This window comes from Rhodococcus qingshengii JCM 15477 (genome assembly GCF_023221595.1).
Taxonomy (GTDB): domain Bacteria; phylum Actinomycetota; class Actinomycetes; order Mycobacteriales; family Mycobacteriaceae; genus Rhodococcus_F; species Rhodococcus_F qingshengii.
On the sequence record NZ_CP096563.1, the window covers coordinates 6375566 to 6397609 of the forward strand.

The 22044-nt window shown below is 64.0% G+C and carries 18 protein-coding genes; 13 read left to right on the top strand and 5 right to left on the bottom strand.

Going from position 1 to position 22044, the window contains the following annotated elements:
• Positions 1-3 precede the first annotated feature (3 nt).
• Positions 4-699, bottom strand: coding sequence for a TetR/AcrR family transcriptional regulator (locus tag M0639_RS29440; protein WP_003942494.1), 696 nt, complete (start codon positions 697-699; stop codon positions 4-6).
• Between the two features lie 134 nt (positions 700-833).
• Between M0639_RS29440 and M0639_RS29445 the strand changes: the two genes are divergently transcribed.
• Genes M0639_RS29445 through M0639_RS29460 form a run of 4 tightly spaced genes read left to right on the top strand, consistent with a single transcriptional unit; the run spans position 834 to position 5405 of the window.
• A complete protein-coding gene (locus tag M0639_RS29445; RefSeq protein WP_063315349.1) occupies positions 834-1775 on the top strand; it encodes an NAD-dependent epimerase/dehydratase family protein in 942 nt (313 codons plus the stop codon).
• Between the two features lie 54 nt (positions 1776-1829).
• Positions 1830-2453, top strand: coding sequence for a TetR/AcrR family transcriptional regulator (locus tag M0639_RS29450; protein WP_007729115.1), 624 nt, complete (start codon positions 1830-1832; stop codon positions 2451-2453).
• A complete protein-coding gene (locus M0639_RS29455) occupies positions 2437-4074 on the top strand; it encodes an acyl-CoA dehydrogenase family protein (protein ID WP_064075699.1) in 1638 nt (545 codons plus the stop codon). The genes M0639_RS29450 and M0639_RS29455 overlap by 17 nt, the downstream gene beginning before the upstream one ends.
• Positions 4075-4097: 23 nt before the next feature.
• Complete coding sequence (locus M0639_RS29460; protein ID WP_063315347.1) at positions 4098-5405, top strand: MFS transporter; 1308 nt, start codon at positions 4098-4100, stop codon at positions 5403-5405.
• On the opposite strand, the gene M0639_RS29465 is transcribed toward M0639_RS29460, so the two are convergent.
• Positions 5389-6840: a CCA tRNA nucleotidyltransferase gene (locus M0639_RS29465; RefSeq protein ID WP_003942535.1), complete on the bottom strand. Its 1452-nt coding sequence runs from the start codon at positions 6838-6840 to the stop codon at positions 5389-5391. The two genes, M0639_RS29460 and M0639_RS29465, sit on opposite strands and share 17 nt — an antisense overlap.
• 111 nt (positions 6841-6951) lie before the next feature.
• Here M0639_RS29465 and M0639_RS29470 point away from each other — a divergent pair, with 111 nt between their 5' ends.
• The 5 genes from M0639_RS29470 to M0639_RS29490 are packed head-to-tail and all read left to right on the top strand — an operon-like array spanning position 6952 to position 15338.
• Positions 6952-7524: an NUDIX hydrolase gene (locus M0639_RS29470; RefSeq protein ID WP_030537486.1), complete on the top strand. Its 573-nt coding sequence runs from the start codon at positions 6952-6954 to the stop codon at positions 7522-7524.
• The gene (locus tag M0639_RS29475) at positions 7521-9875 is read left to right on the top strand and encodes a DUF6049 family protein (RefSeq protein WP_007729124.1); all 2355 of its coding nucleotides are present in this window, start codon (positions 7521-7523) and stop codon (positions 9873-9875) included. Before M0639_RS29470 ends, M0639_RS29475 begins: the two co-directional genes overlap by 4 nt.
• Positions 9872-13894, top strand: a complete 4023-nt coding sequence (locus M0639_RS29480; RefSeq protein WP_064075698.1) for a lipid II flippase MurJ — start codon at positions 9872-9874, stop codon at positions 13892-13894. The genes M0639_RS29475 and M0639_RS29480 overlap by 4 nt, the downstream gene beginning before the upstream one ends.
• A 47-nt stretch (positions 13895-13941) precedes the next feature.
• Positions 13942-14568, top strand: a complete 627-nt coding sequence (gene sigM, locus M0639_RS29485; RefSeq protein ID WP_082893342.1) for an RNA polymerase sigma factor SigM — start codon at positions 13942-13944, stop codon at positions 14566-14568.
• A gap of 53 nt (positions 14569-14621) precedes the next feature.
• Positions 14622-15338 carry a hypothetical protein gene (locus tag M0639_RS29490; RefSeq protein ID WP_064075697.1) on the top strand — a complete coding sequence of 239 codons (717 nt, stop codon included), beginning with the start codon at positions 14622-14624 and terminating at the stop codon, positions 15336-15338.
• Positions 15339-15347: 9 nt separating this feature from the next.
• Here M0639_RS29490 and M0639_RS29495 read toward each other — a convergent pair whose 3' ends face one another.
• Positions 15348-15914, bottom strand: a complete 567-nt coding sequence (locus tag M0639_RS29495; protein ID WP_042920755.1) for a helix-turn-helix domain-containing protein — start codon at positions 15912-15914, stop codon at positions 15348-15350.
• A gap of 98 nt (positions 15915-16012) precedes the next feature.
• Between M0639_RS29495 and nox the strand changes: the two genes are divergently transcribed.
• From nox to M0639_RS29515, 4 genes are all read left to right on the top strand, one after another.
• Positions 16013-17224: a 4,4'-dithiodibutanoate disulfide reductase gene (gene nox / locus M0639_RS29500; RefSeq protein WP_064075696.1), complete on the top strand. Its 1212-nt coding sequence runs from the start codon at positions 16013-16015 to the stop codon at positions 17222-17224.
• Positions 17225-17355: 131 nt separating this feature from the next.
• Complete coding sequence (gene trxB / locus M0639_RS29505; protein WP_003942521.1) at positions 17356-18363, top strand: thioredoxin-disulfide reductase; 1008 nt, start codon at positions 17356-17358, stop codon at positions 18361-18363.
• Between the two features lie 38 nt (positions 18364-18401).
• Positions 18402-18725, top strand: a complete 324-nt coding sequence (gene trxA, locus M0639_RS29510) for a thioredoxin (protein WP_003942530.1) — start codon at positions 18402-18404, stop codon at positions 18723-18725.
• 128 nt (positions 18726-18853) lie between these two features.
• Entirely contained in the window at positions 18854-20044 is a 1191-nt protein-coding gene (locus M0639_RS29515; protein WP_003942558.1) for an N-acetylmuramoyl-L-alanine amidase, read from the top strand.
• A 20-nt stretch (positions 20045-20064) separates the two neighbouring features.
• On the opposite strand, the gene M0639_RS29520 is transcribed toward M0639_RS29515, so the two are convergent.
• Positions 20065-20748 (bottom strand): hypothetical protein, encoded by a 684-nt coding sequence (locus M0639_RS29520; RefSeq protein WP_003942495.1) that lies wholly within the window; start codon positions 20746-20748, stop codon positions 20065-20067.
• A 255-nt stretch (positions 20749-21003) separates the two neighbouring features.
• Positions 21004-22044: a ParB/RepB/Spo0J family partition protein gene (locus M0639_RS29525; RefSeq protein ID WP_054188731.1), complete on the bottom strand. Its 1041-nt coding sequence runs from the start codon at positions 22042-22044 to the stop codon at positions 21004-21006.

Below are 22044 nucleotides of genomic sequence, written 5' to 3' on the forward strand. Positions count from 1 at the left end.
TGTTCAGGTCAGACCCGCCACATCGGCAAGTAGTGCCAAATGCCGCTCGAAAATCTCGCTCGCGTCGGTGAACGTATCGCTTCCGTACTGCCCGAACACCTCGAAGTTCACCGAACCGAACAGCGATACCCAGACGAGAGTTGCGCGCACCGCGGCATCCGGCGGCAGGTCGGTACCCAGTTCATTCCGCACTCCCTCGAGGTCCGCTGCCAACGTGTCACTCAGGCCCGGACCCTCTCGCACCGTCAGTGAACCCGCGCGATGGGCGGCGTCGATGATCCCGATCAGCCGGGTCACGACGAGGGTGCCGGGGCCGGTGGTCTGCTCGCCCGGAGCGTCGTAGCCGGGGACGGGGCTGCCGAACAACAGACCGTAGCGGGCCGGCTCCCGGATCGCCCAGCTCCGAACGGCGCGCCCGAGAGCAATGAACTGTCCGCGAAAATCTTCTGCTGCAACCGCATTCACGGCGGCGTCCACTTCCGCGCCCAGTTCCGTGTACCCGTCGACCACCAGCAAGGTCAGCAGTTCGTCCCGACTGGCGACATAGCGGTATACCGCTGAGGACACGACTCCCAGGTCACGCGCGACGGCACGCAGGGACAAAGCGGCAGCGCCGACGGCAGCAAGATGCTCGCGTCCGATACGGGTGATGTCCTGCAGCGTCTGTTCGCGCGCCCGCTCACGGGGAGTTCCAACCATGAGTCCATCTTGCCCCATTCCCGAGAGCAGCATCAACAAAAGAGAGCACTGCTCTTGACAGCGCTCGGGTGCAGGTGCATTCTTGAAAACGAGAGCAGTGCTCTCAGTTCACTCGAAACAAGAAGGAGCACACCATGTCGAACCTCGAAATCGTCACCGGAGCAGGACCCGTCGGATCCGCCGTCGCACTACAGCTCGCCGAGCAGGGAATCAACGTCCGGCTCCTGACCAGGTCCGGCAGCGGGCCCGAGCACCCGCTGATCGACCGCCGACGCGTCGACGTCTCGGATGCCGAGGCCCTGCGCTCGGTCAGCGAGGGCGCCACGGCCATCTACCACTGCATCCACGCTGCTTACAACGCAGCCGATTGGGAGCGGGAACTCCCGGCGGCCGAGGAGGTTGTGCTCGACGCGGCCGCATCCATCGGTGCCGTCGTGGTCTTCCCCGAAAGCCTCTACGCCTACAACTCCAACACCCTGATGACCGAATCCGATCCACGCAACGCCACCGGTGGCAAGCGCGGAGTGCGCACCGCGCTGCTGCGTGCTCGCGAGGCCTCTGCAACACCCACCGTCAGCGTCGTGGCCTCGGACTTCTTCGGTCCCCGCGTCCGCACTGCCCACGCCGGCGAGCGCATGGTTCCGAAAGTCATGGCAGGTAAGAAGATTCGTGTCATCGGTTCCGCAGATCAGCCGCACTCCTTCACCTACATCCCCGATCTCGCAGCAGCGATGATCGCGGCGGCACACAACCCCGAACTTTGGAACTCCGTCCTCCACGCACCCACCGGCCCCGCGCTCACTCAGCGCAAGATCGCCGAGGCCTTCGCCCGCGCCGCCGGGGCATCCCCCGCCAAGGTGGGTGTACTCCCCGCCTGGGTGCTCGACGCCGTCGGCAAGATCAACACCGACAGCCGCGAACTCGCTGAGATGAACTACCAGTTCACCAAGCCGTTCGTCATGGACTCGAGCGCCAGCGAAGTGCTGCTCGGACTCTCGCCGACGCCGCTCGATCAGGCCGCCGAAGCGACCGTCGCGTGGTGGCGCGAGGAACAGGCTCGCGCCGCTGCTGCCTGAACCTGCAGGTGGGGGCTCTTGACGCAAGAACGGAACGGGTGTTCACTTCTTCACATGGCCTATCGCCGCACTCCGGCAGTACAGGAAAGATTGGACGCCCAACGCGCCCGACTGCTCGAGGCCGCCACGACGGCAGTGGCAACTCACGGCTATGCGGGATGTTCCATCGCCGCGGTGGCCAAGAACGCCGGCGTCGGCACCGGGACGCTGTATCGACATTTCGACGGCAAGGGCGAATTGTTCGCCGAAGTGTTCCAATCAGTCTGCAGCCGTGAGGTATCCGCAGCTCGGGACGCCGGAGACAGCGCCCGACATCTGGAAGGCAACCACCGCTCCGCTGTATCAGCGTCGGTTCGGACCTTCGCCGAACGTGCCATGCGCGCACCGGTTCTCGCCTATGCACTGCTGGTGGAACCGGTAGATCCTCTCGTCGACGAACAGCGGTTGATGTTTCGCGAATCGTTCCGCGATTGCCTGGCCACCGCAATTCGTTCGGCAGTCGACACCGGTGAGATACCGCCACAGGACGCCACTCTGACGGCAGCGTGCATCGTCGGGGCAATCGGCGAGGCCCTGATCCTTCCACTGCGCGGAGGCACCACCGATCCCGCTGCGATCGACGCCATTCTCGCCTTCACCCTTCGATCGTTAGGGAGCTTCGATGACACCCACGCATGAAGTCACCAATCAGGTTCCGCCCCTGATCGATTACGACGCAGCCGAATACGCGCCGATCCTCGAGGCACTCCACCGTGAAGGCGCATCGGATGCACTCGAAGAGGTTCATCGCGTCGGGATCCGCGCCGGCAGTGCTCAGGCCCAGGAGTGGGGCGATCTGGCCGAGGAGCACCCACCTGTTCTGAGAACCCACGACCGCTACGGCAACCGCATCGACGAGGTCCGTTACGACCCCGCCTATCACCAACTCATGAGCACCGCAGTGGAATTGGGACTGCACGGCGCTCCGTGGGTTGACCCGAATCGACACGCACACCTCGTCCGCGCCGCGAAGATGGCCGTGTGGGGTCAAACCGATGCCGGCCACGGCTGTCCCATCTCCATGACGTACGCCGTGATCCCCGCGCTGCGGCACAACGCGGATCTGGCCGCGCAGTACGAACCCCTCCTGACCACGCGGCACTACGATTCAGCGCTGAAAGCTCCCCTCACCAAACCCGGATTGATCGCCGGTATGTCGATGACGGAAAAACAGGGCGGTTCGGATGTTCGTGCCGGAACCACAAGGGCAGTGCCACAATCCGACGGCAGCTACCTGCTGACGGGCCACAAGTGGTTCACCTCCGCGCCGATGTCGGACGTGTTCCTCGTCCTCGCCCAGGCACCGGGTGGTCTGTCGTGCTTCTTCCTGCCTCGGGTCCTGCCGGACGGCTCGCTCAACAACATGTTCCTGCAGCGTCTGAAGGACAAGTTGGGCAATCATTCCAACGCGAGTAGTGAGGTCGAGTACCGCGACGCTCTCGCATGGATGGTCGGCGAGGAAGGCCGGGGCGTGCGCACCATCATCGAGATGGTCAACATGACCCGGTTGGACTGCACGATCGGCACGGCCACCGGCATGCGCGTCGGCAACATGCAGGCAGTTCACCACGCGACGCATCGAAGTGCTTTCGGCGCCAACCTGATCGACCAACCCTTGATGCGAAACGTTCTGGCAGATCTGGCGGTGGAATCGGAAGCGTCGACCACCGTCGCGATGTGGCTGGCCGCTCTGACCGACCGCGCAACCACAGGCGATGCCCACGCCAGCGCACTACGACGCATTTCGTTGGCCGTGAGTAAGTACTTCGTCTGCAAGCGCGGACCGATCCACGCTGCCGAGGCACTCGAGTGTCTGGGCGGAAACGGATACGTGGAGGAATCCCGGATGCCGCGCCTCTATCGCGAGGCTCCGCTGCTTTCGGTGTGGGAGGGTTCCGGCAACGTCGCGGCGCTCGACACACTGCGGGCGATGGCCAAGCAACCCGAAACACTGCAGGTGTTCTTCGACGAGCTGAAACGAGCCAGTGGAGTGGACGGCCACTTCGATCAGGCCGTGCGGGATCTCCAGGTGGCATTCGGCGATTTCGACGACATCGAATACCGGGCACGAAAGATCGTCGGCGACATGGCGCTCGCTCTGCAGGCCTCGCTGTTGCTCCGCTACGGGCACCCCGCGGTGGCCGACGCGTTCTGCGCGAGTCGGCTCGGAAACAGCTGGGGGAGTGTGTTCGGAACGCTGCCGAGGGGCGTCGACGTCGCGCCGATCCTCGAGCGGGCCACCGTCAAGATCGGCGCCTGACCCACCCACTACAGTTTCCGCTTATGAACCGAGCCTCGAACCGCCGCGAGGCCTGGCAGCGCGTACTGCACACCCTGCGTGAATCACCCGGCCTCGGAAGGCTGGCGCTCGTCCGCTTTTCCAGCCAGTTCGGCGACGGAATGTTCCAGGCCGCGCTCGGCGGCGCAATCCTCTTCAACCCGGAACGCGAAACCGATCCGGTGGCGATAGCGGCCGGCTTTGCCGTACTGCTCCTTCCTTATTCGGTGATCGGCCCCTTTGCCGGCGCTCTGCTGGATCGTTGGGACCGCCGCCTGGTGCTCCTGTGGGCGAGCGTGCTCCGCGGGCTCTTCATCCTGACCACCGCGGTGCTGCTGGTCGCCGGCGGCGGTGACACTCTGTTGTTGACGTGTGCGCTTGCTGCGATCGGGGTCAGCCGCTTTGTCGGGGCAGGCGTATCCGCAGCCCTGCCGAAGGTCGTCCGACAATCGTGGCTGGTGGCAACCAATTCCGTTCTCACAACGGCTGGTTCGGTGGTAGCCGCTCTTGGTGCTTCGGCAGCGGTGGCGATCATCGGCATGATCGGCGCGGGGGATCGAGCGTCAGGCGCCGCCGTGGCCATCGCAGCACTGGGATCGGTGATCGCGGCCCTCGCCGCGGCCAGGTTCACGGCCCGCTCACTTGGTCCGGTCGCCGACGAAGTGGTCCGCGCCAGTGCCGTCCGTTCGGTGACGGCCGGACTGCGCACCGGGGCAACCGCTGTCTGGGAGGCGCCCGGCGTCACCACGGCGATGATCGGAATCGGAGCGCACCGCATCTGCTTCGGCATCAACACCCTCATCATGGTGCTGGTCCTACGCGACACCTCGAACGGCTCCCAATTACCTGGAGGGATGGCCGGATTCGGCGTCGCCGTCGGCGCCACGGCAATCGGAATGCTGATCGCGGCATTGATCACACCGTTCCTCATCCCGCGGATCGGTCGCTCACGGATGATCACCTACGCCCTGGTGTGCGCGGTTCTCGTCCAGCTCGTCTTCGTGACCACGCTGACTCAGGGGTCGCTGCTGATCGCCGCTTTCCTGCTCGGCATCGCCGGCCAGTCCGTGAAACTCAGCGGCGACGCGGCCATGCAGATCGACATCGACGATGACCGTCGTGGTCAGGTATTCGCCTTGCAGGACACCGTGTTCAACGTCGCGTTCATCGGTGCGATCGCGGCAGCGTCGACGGTGATCGCACCCGACGGCAAGAGCGTCGGCCTGGCCGTTGCCGGTGCGGGTGTCTATGCCGCCGGATTGTCAGCGGTGCTGATCAACCGCAAGAAACGAGAAACTAGCCCTGCTGGGTAGCCCACCACTTCAGCAGTTCGGCCTCGGCCTCGTCACGCTCGAGCGGGCCGCGATCCAGACGTAGTTCCTTGAGGAACGTCCATGCCTTGCCCACCTGCGGGCCGGCCGGGATGTTGAGCAGCTCCATGATGGCGTTGCCGTCGAGGTCCGGACGCACCCGAGCAAGGTCTTCCTGCTCGGCGATGCGCGCGATCCGCTCTTCGATGTCGTCGTACGTGGCCTGCAGCTGCGCGGCGCGACGCTTGTTGCGTGTGGTGCAGTCGGCCCGTACGAGCTTGTGCAAGCGGGGGAGCAGCTCGCCCGCGTCGGTGACGTACCGCCGCACCGCCGAGTCGGTCCACTGTCCCTTGCCGTAGCCGTGAAAACGCAAGTGCAGGAACACGAGCTGTGAGACGTCGTCGACCATCTGCTTCGAGAACTTCAGTGCCCGCATGCGCTTGCGCACCAGCTTGGCGCCGACCACCTCGTGGTGGTGGAAGCTGACCCCACCGCCAGGCTCGTTACGCTTGGTATCCGGCTTTCCGATGTCGTGAAGCAGTGCTGCCCAACGCAATACGAGGTCCGGATCGCCTTCTTCGAGATCGATCGCCTGCTGGAGCACCGTGAGGGAGTGCTGGTAGACGTCCTTGTGCTGGTGATGCTCGTCGATCTCGAGCTTCATCTGCGGAACCTCGGGCAGCACGTATGCAGCCAGTCCGGAGTCGACCATCATGTTGATGCCGTCCACCGGGTACATGCCCAGCATCAGTTTGTTCAGCTCCACCTGCACACGCTCGGCGGTGATTCGCTCGATCTGCGACGCCATCTCCTTGATGGCCTCGAAAACACGATTGTTCAACGTGAAACCAAGCTGCGAGACGAACCGGGCTGCACGCAGCATCCGCAGCGGATCGTCGTTGAACGAGTTTTCCGGCGCCGACGGCGTATCTAGCTCTCCGGCCAACAGGGCGTCCATGCCGTTCAGCGGATCGACAAACGTGTAGGAACCGTCGGCGCCGATCTTCATCGCCATCGCGTTGACGGTGAAATCGCGGCGCACCAGATCGTCGGCCAACGTCGTGCCGTACTCGACTATCGGATTACGAGAGACGCGATCGTAAGCGTCGGCCCGGAAGGTCGTGATCTCGATCTCCTGGCCGTGCTTGATGGCGCTGATGGTCCCGAACTCGATGCCCGTGTCCCACTGCTTGTCCACCCAGCCCTTGAGCAGAGCCTGAACCTTCTCCGGCCTGGCGTCCGTCGTGAAGTCCAGATCGCCACTGAAGCGGCCGAGGATCGCGTCCCGAACACTGCCACCCACCAGGAACAGCTCGTGACCGGCCGCAGCAAAACGCTCACCGAGCGGGTTCAACACGTCGGACAACGTGCCGAGCGTTGCAGTGGCGTCGGCAAGCAGTCGTAGGCGGCGATCAGCGTCGGAGGTAGGGACAGTCACGTGAAAGGAGCTTACTTAAGGTGCGCAAATAGCAGAACGCGCATACGAACGCGATAGACCGCTTTGCGCGGGTTACCGGGCAACGCTGCAACGCCAACTAGTATCGATGAGGTGTCTGGTGCCGAACGAACAAACAGGAGTCGCCGCAACCCGCGGCGTCGACCTGCCGTCGGCAACCCCGATAAACCTTTGATGCGAACCGTCCGTGAAACTTCTGCGGGCGGCTTGGTCGTCGACGGCTGGGGAGGACCCCCGGAACGCCTCTGCGCTGCACTGATCGGCCGAACCGACCGCCGCGGACGCCTGCTCTGGTCGCTACCGAAGGGCCATATCGAACAAGGTGAGACCGCTGAGCAGACCGCGATGCGTGAGGTCGAAGAAGAAACCGGTATCCAGGGAACCGTCCTGGCACCGCTGGGCAGCATCGACTACTGGTTCGTGACCGAAGGTCGACGCGTCCACAAGACCGTGCACCACTATCTCCTCCGCTTTCTCGGCGGTGAACTCTCCGACGAGGACATCGAGGTCACCGAAGTCGCTTGGGTGCCGCTGACGGAATTGCACTCGCGCCTCGCATACGCCGACGAGCGCAAACTCGCAGAACTCGCGTCCCAGATGATCGCCGAGATGCCGCGAACGGAAATACGGCAAGAACAGCGCCCGAAGGAACCGGACGCCGGATGAGAATGGCACTGCGGCGGGCCGGTGTGGCCGCTCTGGTGATGGCCGCTGTCGGTTTCGGGCCTGCAACGACGGCCGTCGCATGGGCAGCGCCGTCCAGTCAGCCCAGTGAGCGCGCCCCGGCGCGAAACACCAACGATGCCAAATTTCTGCAGCTGACCATCGACTCCACCGCACCGACCACGGTGACGACCACCAGCGACCGCAACGTCGTGGTCAAGGGGACGGTGAAGAACGTCGGTGACCGTCCCGTCGAGGACGTCGGAGTGAGGCTGCAACGCGCTCCCGCGATCGACTCCAGTTCGGACGTGCGCGCAGCACTCGACTTCGACCAGGCCGTTTTCGACACGGTCGGCGAATTCGACACCGTTGCCACCACCCTCGACACCGGCCAGTCCAAGCAGTTCACGCTCACCTTGCCGTTGCGGAGCACTACCGGGTTGTCTCTCGACATCACCGAACCGGGCGTCTACCCGATGCTCGTCAACGTGAACGGCACCCCGGAGTACGGCGGTGCCGCCCGACTCGACGACGCACGCTTCTTGCTCCCCGTCCTCGGTGTGCCGGCCGCGGCCGAATCGAACGCCACAGCCGGAACCCCCAGTTCGTCCGCCACGGCCGTCGTTCCCCCCGACACGTCCGCCCCGATCGGCGTCACGCTCATGTGGCCGCTGGCCGACGCGCCACGACTCGTCGGCGGAATCCCCGGCGCGGTCAACGAGCCCGTACGCCTGATCGACGACGAACTCGCCACCGAACTTTCCGACGGCGGGCGCCTGGACGCGTTGGTCGATGCGGTGGAGAACGCCACCAAGCCCGAGAGCGACACCGATCGCCGCGTCACGGATGCGCTCTGTCTGGCAATCGACCCCGACCTTCTGATCACCGTCGAGAACATGACTCGCGGATACCTCGTGGCCGACAACTCGTCAGATCCCACCGGACCGTCGCACGAAGGCCGCGGCAGCGACGCCGCCAACCAGTGGCTCGGCCGGGTGAAGACCCTCGCGTCCTCGATGTGCACGACGGCGGTTCCGTTCGCCCAGGCCGATCTCGCCGCGGTCACCTCGGTGGCCAATCCGGAGTTGACGGCTACCGCGCTCACACGGCCGGCGGACATCGTCGACAACATCCTCGGCGTGACCTCACTGCGAGATTTCGTCTGGCCGGATTCGGGTGTCCTCGACTCGGCCACCGCAGAGGTGCTGAGCGTGAATCCCACCACAGCGATGGTGGCTGACACTTCCGTCGACTCGGCAGCTCCGCAGCTGTCGTCGCGGATAACCGGCTCACTCGACGCGCTTGCCTTCGACACCTCGGCGGCAGCGGCGCTGGCCGCCACCGGCTCGGAGCCGCAGGTCCCGTCGTACATCCCCGACGACACCGCGCCGACCATCGACATCGAATCGCGCAGCGCCCGGCGTCAGGACGCGCTGGGGGCGATGGCCTGGGCCGCGCTGACGCCGACGTCGCTGCCGCGCAATCAGATCTTCGCGCCGCCGCAACTGTGGACCGCCGACAGCAACGACGCCACGGCGGTGCTCTCGATGCTCGCGACCCTCATCCGGTCCGGGCTCGCCTCACCTCAGGCCCTGCCGGCACTGCTCGGCAGGCAACCGGGCGCGACGGACGCCGCCACTCTCGACTACCCGGACCGGGCTACCCAGGACGGTCCGCAAACGTCCGTCGTCGAGACCGCAACCACCCAACTTCCGCGTATCGACGGGCTCGAAGCTTCGCTCGTGGACGATCCGGCGGCTTCGCTCACCCCCCGGGGATTCACGGCGCCGCTCCGCGAAGATCTACTCCGTTCGATGACCTTGGCCGATCGCCGCAACGTCGACTCCGCGTCGGTCAATCGGGCGGAGCGGGCCGCGACCATCCGCGCCGACAACGTCACCGAAGCCGTCGACGGGATGTACCGGGCCGTCAGTGTGGTGTCTCCGGGCGGCGTCTACACCCTCGCGTCGGGGCAGAGTCCGCTCCTGCTGGTGGCGCGCAACGAGCTGCCCATCGCCATCAACGTCGACCTGCGTGTGGAAGCCCCACCCGAGATGCAGATCAGTGACATCGGTCCCAAACAGCTTCCGCCGCGAGGTAGCCGACAGTTGACTGTGCCCGCGGAAATGAACGATTCTCGCAAGCTGGAAGTCAACTTCTCGCTGACCACGACAGATGGCCGCCAATTGGGTACGCCGACCAGCGTGACCGTACGGTCGAATGCGTACGGTCGTCCCCTGGCCGCCGTGACGGCGACAGCGGGAGGGTTGCTGCTGTTCCTGGCAGGGCGACGGCTGTGGCATCGATTCAAGGGTCAGCCGGACCCAGCAGATGAAGGGTACGAACGCTCATGACCGGGAATCCACCCGAGGAGGGTCGCCGCTCGGCGATCACCCGCAAGAGTGCCACGACCCGCTCGCATCCTCGGATGCCACCGTGGGAGCGCGGTTACCCGATCCAGCCGGTCAACCCGGACGCACGTTTCGACGACGCACCCACCATGACCATCCCGGTGATCCGCGACTACCCCCGGTACCGCGAAGCCGAGATGGAGTTTGCCGACCGGGCGACGACCACGTCGGACGAGTTCGACACCGACGCCCATGTCCAGGTCGGGGAACGCAAGGAGACGAACTCTCGACTCCTCGCGGCAACGGGTTCCATCGCGATCGCGACGCTGACGAGCCGCATCACGGGATTCGCCAAGCAGTTGATGATCCTGATGGTCCTCGGCCCCGCCATCGCCAGCTCGTTCACCGTCGCCAGCCAGATTCCGAACATGATCGCGGAACTGGTTCTGGGCGCCGTGCTGACCGCCATCGTCGTCCCCGTGCTGGTTCGCGCCGAGCGGGAGGACGCCGATCACGGCGAAGCGTTTGTCCGACGCCTCTTCACGGCGTCGCTCGTTCTACTCGGCATGGCCGCGCTGCTCGCGACCCTGGCAGCACCCGTACTCACCAAATACGTCTTCCTGTCCGAAGACGGCAAGGTCAGCACCGACCTGACCACGTCGCTGTCTTATCTGCTTCTGCCGGCGATCCTGTTCTACGGGCTGTCGGCGCTGTTCACAGCGTTTCTGAACACCAGACAGATCTTCAAGCCCGGAGCCTGGGCTCCCGTACTCAACAATGTCGTCGTCCTCGTGGTGCTCGTGGTCTATCGCCTGACTCCGGGTGAGATCTCGCTTGATCCGGTCTCGATGGGCGATGCAAAGCTGCTCACCCTCGGCATCGGCATCACCATCGGCGTCATCGTGCAGGCAGCCAGCCTGATCCCCGCGCTTCGCCGCGAGAAGATCTCGCTCAAACCGCTGTGGGGTCTCGACGACCGCCTGCGCCAGTTCGGCGGCATGGCGGTCGCCATCGTCTTGTACGTCCTGATCAGCCAGATGGGCATGATCTTCGCGACCAAGATCTCCTCCCACGCCGACGAAGCCGGCCCTGCCATCTACAGCCAGGCCTGGTTGCTCCTGCAACTCCCGTACGGCGTGCTCGGAGTGACGGTTCTGACCGCGATCATGCCGCGCCTGAGCCGCAACGCTGCTGCCGACGACACCCCGGCCGTCGTGGACGATCTGTCGGTCGCAACGCGTCTGACCATGATCACGCTGGTTCCGATCATCATGTTCCTGACCTTCATGGGTCCGCAGGTCGGTGAAGCGCTCTACGGTTACGGCCGCTTCGGACCCGAACAGGCCGAACGACTCGGCACCGCTGTGAGCTGGTCGGCATTCACGTTGATTCCGTACGCGCTGGTCCTGATCCAACTTCGTGTGTTCTACGCCCGCGAACAAGCCTGGACGCCGACGTGGATCGTTCTCGGCATCACTGCAGTGAAAATCGCTTTCTCGGCGCTCGCTCCGGTCTTCGCATCCAACAGCGATCAGGTCGTGATCCTGCTCGGTGCGGCCAACGGTCTCGGATACATCACCGGCGCCGTCATCGGCGGGTACCTCCTGCACCGCAGCCTCGGAAACCTGCAGATGGCCAACGTGGGCAAGACAGTCTGGTCCGTCGTACTCGCCTCGCTGGCCGGTTCGCTGACCATGCTCGCGGTCGACCGCGTCCTCGGATTCGATCAACTCACCGAGCGTTTCGGCGGACCTGGCTCGATGGTTCGCGTCGCCGTCGGCGGCATCCTGATGCTCGCGATCACCTTCACGATTCTCTACTTCAAGAAGGTTCCGGAAGTCCTGTCGGTAACGGTTGCGGTCTCCCGCAAGATTCGTTCACTGACAGGTCGCGCCGAACCGGACACACGTAACAACACCGACGACGACGTCACCGAGCTGATTCCTGCAATCAGAACGGAATCAAACGAGCAAGAACGACCGGGTGCGCTCCCGTACCCTGGTCATGGGCGTACAGGATCGCAACCCGCGCGTATTCGGGGACGGGCTATCGATGGAGAAGGAGCGAGGGTGAGCGACGACAACGTTTCCGGCAACAAGAGTGCCGGGACTTCTGCCGTGAAAGCGTCCGAACAGAAGTCAACGGCATCGTCGGGCACACCTGCATCCACGAGTTCCTCCGCATCTGCCGGCCAGAAGCCACAGCAGGGTCAGAAGCCACAGCAGCCCGCACAGCGACCGCAGCAGGGCCAAAGCCCGCAGGGTCAGAAGCCGCAGCCGCCGGTGCAGAAGGCCGCTCCGCCGGTACCTCCGGTCAGTGTGTCCAAGACACCTTCGGCGCCCGTGTCGAAGACACCTTCAGCACCTGTCTCGAAGACACCCGCGCCGAAGACGCCTGCTCCGGACAAGAAGGCACCCGAATCTCAGAAGACGGCTGCCGCTCAGACACCACCGCCCGCTGCACCTCGCACACCTTCCGCCGGATCCGCATCACGACCGGCCCAGCGACCGATGCCACGTGGACCGAAGCTCATCCCCGGCGCCTCTGTCGCCGGCGGACGCTACCGTCTGCTCGCGCCGCACGGCGGAACCCGCGGACTGCAGTTCTGGGAAGCTCTCGACGTCAAGCTCGACCGTGAAGTAGCCCTGACGTTCGTCGACGCCGATCAGCGCGGTGACGACGACAGCCAGTCCGGACCGCAGGCAGTTCTCTCACGCACTCTGCGCCTGGGACGAATCAACTCGCCCGGTCTGGCTCGCGTCCTCGACGTCGTCCGCGGAAGCTCGGGCGGCATCGTCGTCGCCGAATGGACTCCCGGCCGCTCGCTGCGTGAGATGGCCGAGACGACGCCGTCGCCGATCGGTGCAGCCCGCGCCATCCGCGCCCTCGCGGCGGCTGCCGAAGCTGCTCACCGCACCGGCGGTGCGCTGTCCATCGATCACCCGGACCGCGTTCGCATCAGCATCAACGGTGACGCCGTACTGGCGTTCCCGGCGACGCTTGCCGACGCCGATTCCACCAGCGACGTCCGCGGTCTCGGCGCCATGCTGTACTCGCTCATCACGGCGCGCTGGCCGCTCGCCGATCCGTCCGCCGGTCCCGTCGGTGGTTTGCTTCCCGCCGGTCGCGGCGCCGACGGGAACATCGTCGAGCCTCGGGTCGTCCGTCCGGAGGTTCCGTTCGACATCTCGGCCGTTGCGGTTCGAGCGTTGCAGTCGGAGAGTGGAATCCGCACTGCTGCCACCGTGCAGCACATCCTCGATCAGGCGTCCGTCGTCAACGACAAGACGGAAATGATTCCGGCACTTCGTCTCGGCCACCGCGAACAGGGAGCGTCCGGTCATGCACTGAACGACCCCGAAGCCATCGAGGCCGAGAAGAAGAAGTCAACGCGGATGCTCGCGGCACTGACGGCGCTCGGTGTCTTCACCGTGATCGTCCTGATTCTCCTTGTGGTGTGGGTAGCGAGCTTCCTCTCGGGTGGCAGTAACGACACCCCGCTCAGCGAGCAGAGTTTCGGACTGACCACCGAAGCCACTGCGCCCGAGAACAATTCACCGGCGCCCGCACCGGCGGCGGCAACCGTTCCGGTAGCTTCCTCGGCCGTAACGGTGTTCTCACCCCAGGGAACGCCGGATCAGCCGGCAACAGCGAAGAACGCCATCGACGGCAATCCGGCCACCGCATGGTCGTCGGACTCGTACTTCCAGCCCTTCCCGTCCCTGAAGAACGGCGTCGGCCTGATGGTGACGCTTGCCGATGCCGCCAACCTGAAGAACGTTGCGATCACGTCTGATTCGCCGGGAACCGTCGTTGAAATCCGTTCTGCCCCTTCTGCGAATACTTCGCTGGATCAGACCAAGGAAATCGGATCGGGTGTCCTGAAGAACGGCGTGACCGACATTCCAGTCACGTCGGACGGCTCGGGTCAGTATGTCCTGGTTTGGATTACGCAGCTCAGCACCGAATCCGGACAAAACCAGACATCCATCTCGGAGATTGCATTCACTGCTGCAAAGTGATCGCCCTTGGCCCTTCTGAAACCTACCGACTGGGCTAATATCCGCCCGTGCACAGTTATCGGGGGGGCACCGGGGGCGGAGCCGGAAATTTCGAATCCAGAAGTTTCGAGAACAAGAATCTCGAGGCGACGGATTTCGAATTGTTGACCGCTCATGTCGCGGGCGATCGACACGCGTTCCGTGAACTACTGCTCCGGCATCAGGATCATCTGTGGCACGTTGCCCGGCGAACGAGCTACTCGGACGAGGATGCGGCAGATGCTCTCCAGGAGGGTCTGCTGTCCGCGCATCGCAAGGCGGCGAAGTTCCGCGGCGACGCGGCGGTGCGTAGTTGGCTCCACACCATCGTGGTCAATGCCTGCCTCGACCGGATCCGACGCAACAAATCACGGGCGGCGTTCTCTCTGTCTTCGGAGAACGCGGAGGAACCCCGCGATCACCGCGACTATGCGGCGACAGTGGACATGAGCCTGACCGTCGAACAGGCACTGGCATCGCTGCCGCCTGAGCAGCGTGCTGCCGTCGTCGCCGTCGATGTCGAGGGGTATCCGGTAGCCGAGGCCGCCGAGAGGTTGGGAGTGCCCGTAGGGACCGTGAAGAGTCGCTGCGCCCGCGCGCGCAAGCGTCTTGCCGCCCAGTTGGAGGACTTTCGCGAAGGCGGGAACCATTCGTGAACCGGCCGCGTCCTATCTTGTAAGGGTCCGCACCGACTGCCGAGGGAGGGTTCATGACAGATCCGTCTGTTCGCGTTCCGTCGCCTCCGTTTTCGGAAGACCTACTCGCAGATCTTCACGCCGGGGTTCTCGATTCCGAAACCAGTGCGGCTCTGTGGCCGGTGGTACACGCAGACCCTGACGCCCATGCATTTGTCACCGCCCTTGACGGCGTCACGGCATCACTCGCGACACTGAACTCGAGCAAGGCCACTCACGAACGGATTCCGAATTCGCTTGCCGAGCGAATCAATTCGGCACTGGATCTACAGTCAGAACAGCTGGAGCCGCCAGCTGAGGCAGCTGTCGTGCCGTTCCGGCGGCGCCCACAAGCGTGGGTTCTCGGTGCCGCAGCAGCCGTGTTGGTAGCCTTCGTGATCGTTGTTGTCGGAACCCGAGATTCCGAACCTGCCGAAAGTGTTGTCGCTCAACCGAGCACACCGGCGACGTCTGCTGTCGACGATCCGGATTCGGCGTCTCTGCTCTCACTCGTCGGATCCAAAAACCTTGGACCACTGGATGATCCATCCAAACTTGCCGGATGCCTACGCGCCAACGGCATCGACGAGGGCCGGCCTCTACTCGGTTCCGGCGAGATTCGCATCGACGGGGCGCCGGCGATAGTCCTACTCTTCACGGGATCGCAGCCGCGTCAGATCACTGCACTGACTGTCGGCATCAACTGCAGCGACGGGAATCCGAATACGTTGTCGGTCAAGAACATCGGCTGACGTCGACGGTCAGCGCGGCGATGCCGCCGGGAGTAAGAGCTCGAGAATTCTCCCACGCAATGCGTCCGTATCATCCTCGACCGCTATCAGACTCGAAAACATCGCTGCCCCGGCCGCCAATACCAGCACGGCCTTGGCATCGAGCAGTGCCGATTCAGGATCTTCGGCGTTCTGAAGGAACAGTTGCGTACTCGGTCCACTGAACCCGCGCCACAATTCGTTGCGCAGGTCGTCGTGGTCGCGCAGGGCCGCCAGCAATCCTGGCGACGCGGCGCGAACCTCGGGACGGGAGAAGAGCTGAGCACTTCCCTCCACCACCCAACGGATCCAGCCGTCGCGATCGGTGCCCTCGAACGGTGTCAGGTCCGGTGTCGCCCCCAGGATCGACCCGAGAACAAGATGTGCCTTCGACGGCCATCGCCGCGACATCGAGGCTCGGCTGACCCCTGCCCGTGCCGCGATCGCCCGGAGACTGAGTTGATCCCAACCGACCTCGAGGAGCATCGCTCGGGTGACCTCGAGGACTGTGTCGTCGATGCGTGGGTCTCGTGGGCGACCTGATCCTGTGGCATTCATCGTGTCGAATTGTCGGACAGATTGGGAGTAGGCGCTATATCGTCGTAGTTACGAGTCCACTGGCATCGTAAAGATCAGGCCGCCGCAGGAAGTTGAAAATGACCACAGCGCCCACACCGTCGATATTCGAACCCGCACGTCTCGGCCCTCTGACCTTGCGCAACCGCATCGTCAAAGCTGCAACGTTCGAAGGCGTCATGCCCCGGGGAGCGGTCTCGGACGATCTGATCAACTTCCACGCCGAGGTGGCCCGCGGCGGGGCCGCGATGACCACTGTCGCCTACTGCGCCGTCTCACCAGGTGGACGAGTCCACCGCGACACCCTTGTCATGGACGAGCGCGCGCTGCCGGGACTACGCAGACTGACCGACGCCGTCCACGCCGAAGGCGCACTTGCTGCGGCGCAGATCGGCCACGCGGGACTGGTCGCCAACACGCTCTCCAACAAGACGAAGACTCTGGCGCCGTCGACCCGGCTGAGTCCGCCCGCGATGGGCCTCGTCAAGGGCGCGACACTCGCCGAACTCGACGGTGTCGTCTCCGACTTCGAACGGACCGCTCGCGTCGCCGTGGACGCAGGATTCGACGCCATCGAGGTCCATCTCGGCCACAACTACCTCCTCAGTTCGTTCATGAGCCCCAATCTGAACAAGCGCCACGATCGATACGGTGGCAGCGTCGCCAAGCGCGCCGAGTATCCGCGTCGAGTCGTCGAAGCGGTGCGACGGGCCGCTGGATCCAGCGTGGCGGTCACCGCGAAATTCAACATGTCCGATGGGGTGCCGAAAGGTCTGTGGCTCGACCAGAGCCTGCCGATCGCCCAGATCCTCGAAGCCGACGGCCACCTCGACGCGATGCAATTGACCGGTGGCAGTTCACTTCTCAACGGAATGTACTTCTTCCGCGGCGAGGTCCCACTGGCTGAGTTTGTCGCCTCCCAACCCAAACTCGTCGGGTACGGGCTGAAGTTCTACGGTCCCAAACTCTTTCCGACGTACCCGTTCGAGGAGGGCTTCTTCCTGCCCTTCGCCCGTCAGTTCCGACAGGCGCTGAGGATGCCACTGATCCTGCTCGGCGGCATCAACCGCGTCGACACCATCGAGCACGCACTGGATGAAGGATTCGAATTCGTCGCCATGGCGCGTGCGCTCCTCAGGGACCCACAACTGGTCAACAAATTCCGAGCCGAGAGCGTCGACGAGGGGTTGTGTATCCACTGCAACAAGTGCATGCCCACCATCTACACCGGCACGCGCTGTGTGGTTCGGGACGCGCTGGTGGTTCGGGAGGCACCGCGCCCCGCCCAGTGAGTCCCGCGCTGTGAGCTGCCGGCTGTGAGCCACTTTCCAGCGGAGTGCGGGAACAACACCCCTTATCCTGGTGTTGATCGGTACGGCTCTCCAAGAAGCGGAGGGTCTGCACTCACTATTGGAAGGCTCGCATGACCACCCAGCTGGAAAACACGCCCGCGGTCCATGACGTCATCATTGTCGGTTCCGGACCGGCCGGATACACCGCTGGTGTCTACACCGCGCGCGCTGAGCTCCAGCCCCTGCTGTTCGAGGGAACCCAGTTCGGTGGCGCCCTCATGACCACCACCGAGGTCGAGAACTTCCCCGGATTCCGCGAAGGAATCATGGGCCCCGACCTGATGGAACAGATGCGTGAGCAGGCACTTCGCTTCGATACCGACATCCGCACCGAGGACGTCGAAGAGATCGACCTCAGCGGCCCGATCAAGACGGTCGTCGCGAACGGCGAAACGTACGCCGCGCACGCGATCATCCTCGCCATGGGCGCGGCAGCCCGTTACCTCGGCATTCCCGGTGAAGAACGCCTCCTCGGCCGCGGCGTCAGCGCCTGCGCCACCTGCGACGGCTTCTTCTTCCGTGACCAGGACATCGTCGTGGTCGGCGGCGGCGACTCCGCGATGGAAGAGGCAACATTCCTGACCCGCTTCGCTCGCTCGGTCACCCTGGTGCACCGCCGCGAGGAATTCCGCGCCTCACGGATCATGCTCGAGCGCGCCAAGGCCAACGAGAAGATCCGCTTCCTGACCAACGCGGAGCCCGTCGAGGTCCTCGGCGAGAACAGCGTCACCGGGCTCGTCGTTCGTGACACCGTCACGGGTGAGACCTCCACACTCGAGATCACCGGCATGTTCGTCGCCATCGGCCATGACCCGCGCAGTGAGCTCGTCAAGGGCCAGGTCGATCTCGACGACGCCGGATACGTGCGCGTCGCTCCCGGTTCCACCGCGACCTCCGTCGACGGCGTCTTCGCTGCCGGTGACCTGGTCGATCACACGTACCGCCAGGCGATCACCGCTGCCGGCACCGGATGCTCCGCAGCAATCGACGCCGAACGCTGGCTGGCCGACCGCGGCGACATCACCGCCAACACGCTCGACGCAGCCGGCCACACGGTCGACGTCGTCGGCGCTCCCTGATTCATCAAGCTGTCGAACCCAACCCTCGAGGAGTAACAGTGTCGAATACCGTCACCATCACCGACGATTCCTTCAAGCAGGACGTCCTGGGCAGCGACAAGCCCGTTCTGGTCGATTTCTGGGCAACCTGGTGCGGCCCGTGCAAGATGGTCGCCCCGGTACTCGAGGAGATCGCCGGCGAGAACAGCGAGAAGCTGACCGTCGCGAAGCTCGACATCGACGCCAACCCGGCGGCCGCCCGCGATTTCCAGGTCATGTCGATCCCGACGATGATCCTGTTCAAGGACGGCAAGCCGATCAAGACGATCGTCGGCGCCAAGGGCAAGGCCGCACTGCTCAAGGACCTCGCAGACGTTCTCTGACGGCTGGATGAGCATCGTGGATTCTCGCAATCCACAGAATTTCTGAGATAATCGATCGATGTGCCTGATCGGGTCTACGACCAGGCACATCGATCGAATTCGTTAACCGATCCGAGAGGCTTTCACGCATGCACAGACTCCGACACGGCGATCACGGCCCGGCCGTCGCCGAGATTCGGGGCACATTGACGAAGCTGGGATACCTCCATCACGGAACTTCCGGTATTCGACGTGAAAGCGCCGACGGTGCCCACTGGGTTGCACCCGACGCCATCTTCGATCATCAACTCGACAGCGCCGTTCGCGCCTTCCAGCAGCAGCGTGGGCTCCTTGTCGACGGCATCGTGGGCCCGGCCACCTATCGGTCACTTCGCGAGGCCTCGTACCGCCTGGGCGCCCGTACGTTGATTTACCAGCTTTCTGCGCCGCTGTACGGCGACGACGTCGCAGCTCTGCAGGCCAAATTGCAGGACCTCGGCTTCTACGCAGGTCGGGTCGACGGTTTCTTCGGCCCGCAGACCCACGAATCTCTCTCGTCTTTCCAGCGTGAAATCGGGATTGCCGCCGACGGTATCTGCGGACCGCAGACACTCCGTTCGCTGGAACTTCTGGGAACCCGCGTCACCGGTGGTTCCCCACATGCGATCAGCGAAGAGGAACTGGTGCGGCGCAAGGGCCCGCAACTGGGCGGCAAGCGCATCGTCATCGATCCAGGCCTCGGTGGTCCGTCCACCGGCACCATCGTCAACGGCATCTCCGAAGCCGACATCCTGTGGGATCTGGCTATGCGCCTCGAGGGGCGGATGGCAGCAACCGGGATGGAAACCTTCCTCTCCCGCCCGCACAACGCCGATCCGAGCGAGGCCGAGCGCGCGCTGACGTCCAACGCATTCGACGCCGATCTGATGATCTCCCTGCGCTGCGACAGCAACTCGAGCCCGTCGGCGAACGGCGTCGCGAGTTTCCACTTCGGAAATTCGCACGGTTCGGTCTCGATGATCGGGCAGGTGTTGACCGGTTTCGTTCAGCGCGAGATCGTTGCGCGAACTCCGTTGCGGGACTGCAGAACTCACGGTCGAACGTGGGAGTTGTTGCGCCTGACCAACATGCCGACGGTACAGATCGATCTCGGCTACCTGTCCAACGCGTCCGACGTTGCGGTACTGACGAATCCGCGGATGCGTGACACCATCGCCGAAGCCATCTTGATCTCGGTCAAGCGGCTGTACCTACTGGGTCAAGACGATCAGCCGACCGGCACCTTCACCTTCGCCGAGCTTCTCGCAGAAGAACTTTCGGTAGCCGACCGCATTTCGTAGGTCCTGCGGTCGGCACCTGCTCACACTCTGGCGAGTTCGCTGATCTCCACCATTTCGAGAGCTGCGGCCTTCAGTAGACGGTCGAGGGCTTCTTCGACGTCGACTTTCCATTCGTGATCTCGATTGAGTTCGAGACGAAGGCGCGGATAACGATGGTGCGGTGCCACGACCTCGAAACCGTAGTCCTCGAGGAACTCGGCACTGATCATGCATTCCGCGGGTGAACATTCCAGAGCTGCCGTTGCACTGGCCACGTCGGAAGCTGGCCCCAAGTCGCCGCTACGGATACCGAATGCCTCGAGCGCACGAACTCCTCGTCGAACCAGATCTGTCACGACAGCGGCCAGCAGGCTCGGCCCAAGTTCTTCTTCTATGCCCGAAGGCTCGAGGCGAAGGCTTGTGAGAAGCACTGCGTCCGAGCTGACCGGGCTGGTGGGAAACAGTTGCGCGCGCGGGATCATGCGGGGAGGGGCGTACAACGCACTGCCGAGCGGCTTTCCGTCGCGGACGGCGACCTGTCCGCACGAACCCCACTCGAGCATGACCATCGACAGCCAGGCTTCCTTCTCGAATTCCTGATCACAGAATCCTCGGGCGTCGTGAAGCGCGCCCGGGTCCATCTCCCAGAACACGCATCGGCGCGCATGGGCGGAAAGCTGATCGAGGCTGTCGAGTGTGAGAGAGGTGATGACGTGAGTCGACACTGACTAACTCACTCTCCGTAGGTCCCCGAAGCGGTTTCGATGCTCGCCCGCCGCTTTTCTCTTCTCCAGGATAGGCCAGCTACGACAAGTCGGCAGTGGCACGAGAGTTGATCGCCCTAATGTATTGCTGTTCAACATCTTTCGTCCCGGTTCAAGATTTCGAGAAGCTCGGACCACCTAGATTTGTCACAGTGACGAAAATAGGTGGTGTGCCCGGTCATCATGATTACGTCACCAAACGGGCATCCGAGTTCTCTACTTGGATTTCTGTGCTTCCATCATTCCGACGATGCGTTGTAGGTCGTCGACCGAGCCGAATTCGACCACAATCTTTCCCTTCCGCTTGCCCAGACTGACAGTCACCCGAGTGTCGAACGAGTCCGACAACCGCTCGGCCACATCCTGCAGACCCGGCATCACGATGGGCTTGCGCTTCTGTGGGGGAGCGATCTCATTATCCGCCCGGTTGGCCAGAGTGACTGCTTCCTCCGTCGCGCGAACAGACATTCCTTCCGCGACGATGCGCGCCGCCATGACCTCCTGAGCGTCGGCACCCGCCTCGAGGGACAGCAGTGCGCGAGCATGGCCGGCCGAAAGTACACCGGCCGCAACGCGACGCTGAACCGCCACCGGCAGCTTCAGCAGACGAATCATGTTGGTCACGACGGGACGCGAACGTCCGATCCGATTGGCCAATTCTTCGTGGGTGACTTCGAACTCCTCGAGCAGCTGCTGATACGCCGCTGCCTCTTCGAGGGGGTTCAACTGCACTCGATGGATGTTCTCGAGGAGCGCGTCGCGCAGCATCGAGTCGTCATCTGTTTCACGAATGATCGCCGGAATCTTCTCCAGCCCGGCTTCCTGGCTCGCGCGCCAGCGACGCTCACCCATGACAAGTTGGTACTTGTCACCGTGACGACGGACCACGATCGGCTGCATCAAGCCGAACTCGCGGATCGAGTGAACCAACTCCGCGAGTGCTTCCTCGTCGAAAACGCTGCGAGGCTGCTTCGGGTTCGTCTCGATCAGGCTCGGTTCGATCTCGAGATAGACCGCGCCGGTCGGCTCGAGTTCGGTCTCCGGCTCAGCTTCCACCGGAGCCTTCGCAGCCGACGCCTTGGTGGCTTTCGGCGTTTTCGGGGCCGCTTTGGTCGGTGGGGGAGGGGAGGGGTTGCGCTTGTCGACGCCGATTACGACGTCCGCTGCAGCCGATCCCAGACCCGGCGCCGTGGCCGGCCCAGTGGGGATGAGAGCAGCCAAGCCGCGGCCCAATCCACCTTTGCGTGCTTGACTCAT

Excerpts from the sequence above, each read along its gene's own strand:
- M0639_RS29450 (WP_007729115.1), top strand. The coding sequence starts at position 1,830 with ATGGCCTATCGCCGCACTCCGGCAGTACAGGAAAGATTGGACGCCCAA.
- M0639_RS29460 (WP_063315347.1), top strand. The coding sequence starts at position 4,098 with ATGAACCGAGCCTCGAACCGCCGCGAGGCCTGGCAGCGCGTACTGCAC.
- M0639_RS29490 (WP_064075697.1), top strand. The coding sequence starts at position 14,622 with ATGACAGATCCGTCTGTTCGCGTTCCGTCGCCTCCGTTTTCGGAAGAC.
- M0639_RS29440 (WP_003942494.1), bottom strand. The coding sequence starts at position 699 with ATGGTTGGAACTCCCCGTGAGCGGGCGCGCGAACAGACGCTGCAGGAC.
- trxB (WP_003942521.1), top strand. The coding sequence starts at position 17,356 with ATGACCACCCAGCTGGAAAACACGCCCGCGGTCCATGACGTCATCATT.
- M0639_RS29525 (WP_054188731.1), bottom strand. The coding sequence starts at position 22,044 with ATGAGTCAAGCACGCAAAGGTGGATTGGGCCGCGGCTTGGCTGCTCTC.
- M0639_RS29495 (WP_042920755.1), bottom strand. The coding sequence starts at position 15,914 with ATGAATGCCACAGGATCAGGTCGCCCACGAGACCCACGCATCGACGAC.
- M0639_RS29480 (WP_064075698.1), top strand. The coding sequence starts at position 9,872 with ATGACCGGGAATCCACCCGAGGAGGGTCGCCGCTCGGCGATCACCCGC.
- M0639_RS29475 (WP_007729124.1), top strand. The coding sequence starts at position 7,521 with ATGAGAATGGCACTGCGGCGGGCCGGTGTGGCCGCTCTGGTGATGGCC.
- M0639_RS29515 (WP_003942558.1), top strand. The coding sequence starts at position 18,854 with ATGCACAGACTCCGACACGGCGATCACGGCCCGGCCGTCGCCGAGATT.
- M0639_RS29445 (WP_063315349.1), top strand. The coding sequence starts at position 834 with ATGTCGAACCTCGAAATCGTCACCGGAGCAGGACCCGTCGGATCCGCC.
- M0639_RS29455 (WP_064075699.1), top strand. The coding sequence starts at position 2,437 with ATGACACCCACGCATGAAGTCACCAATCAGGTTCCGCCCCTGATCGAT.
- nox (WP_064075696.1), top strand. The coding sequence starts at position 16,013 with ATGACCACAGCGCCCACACCGTCGATATTCGAACCCGCACGTCTCGGC.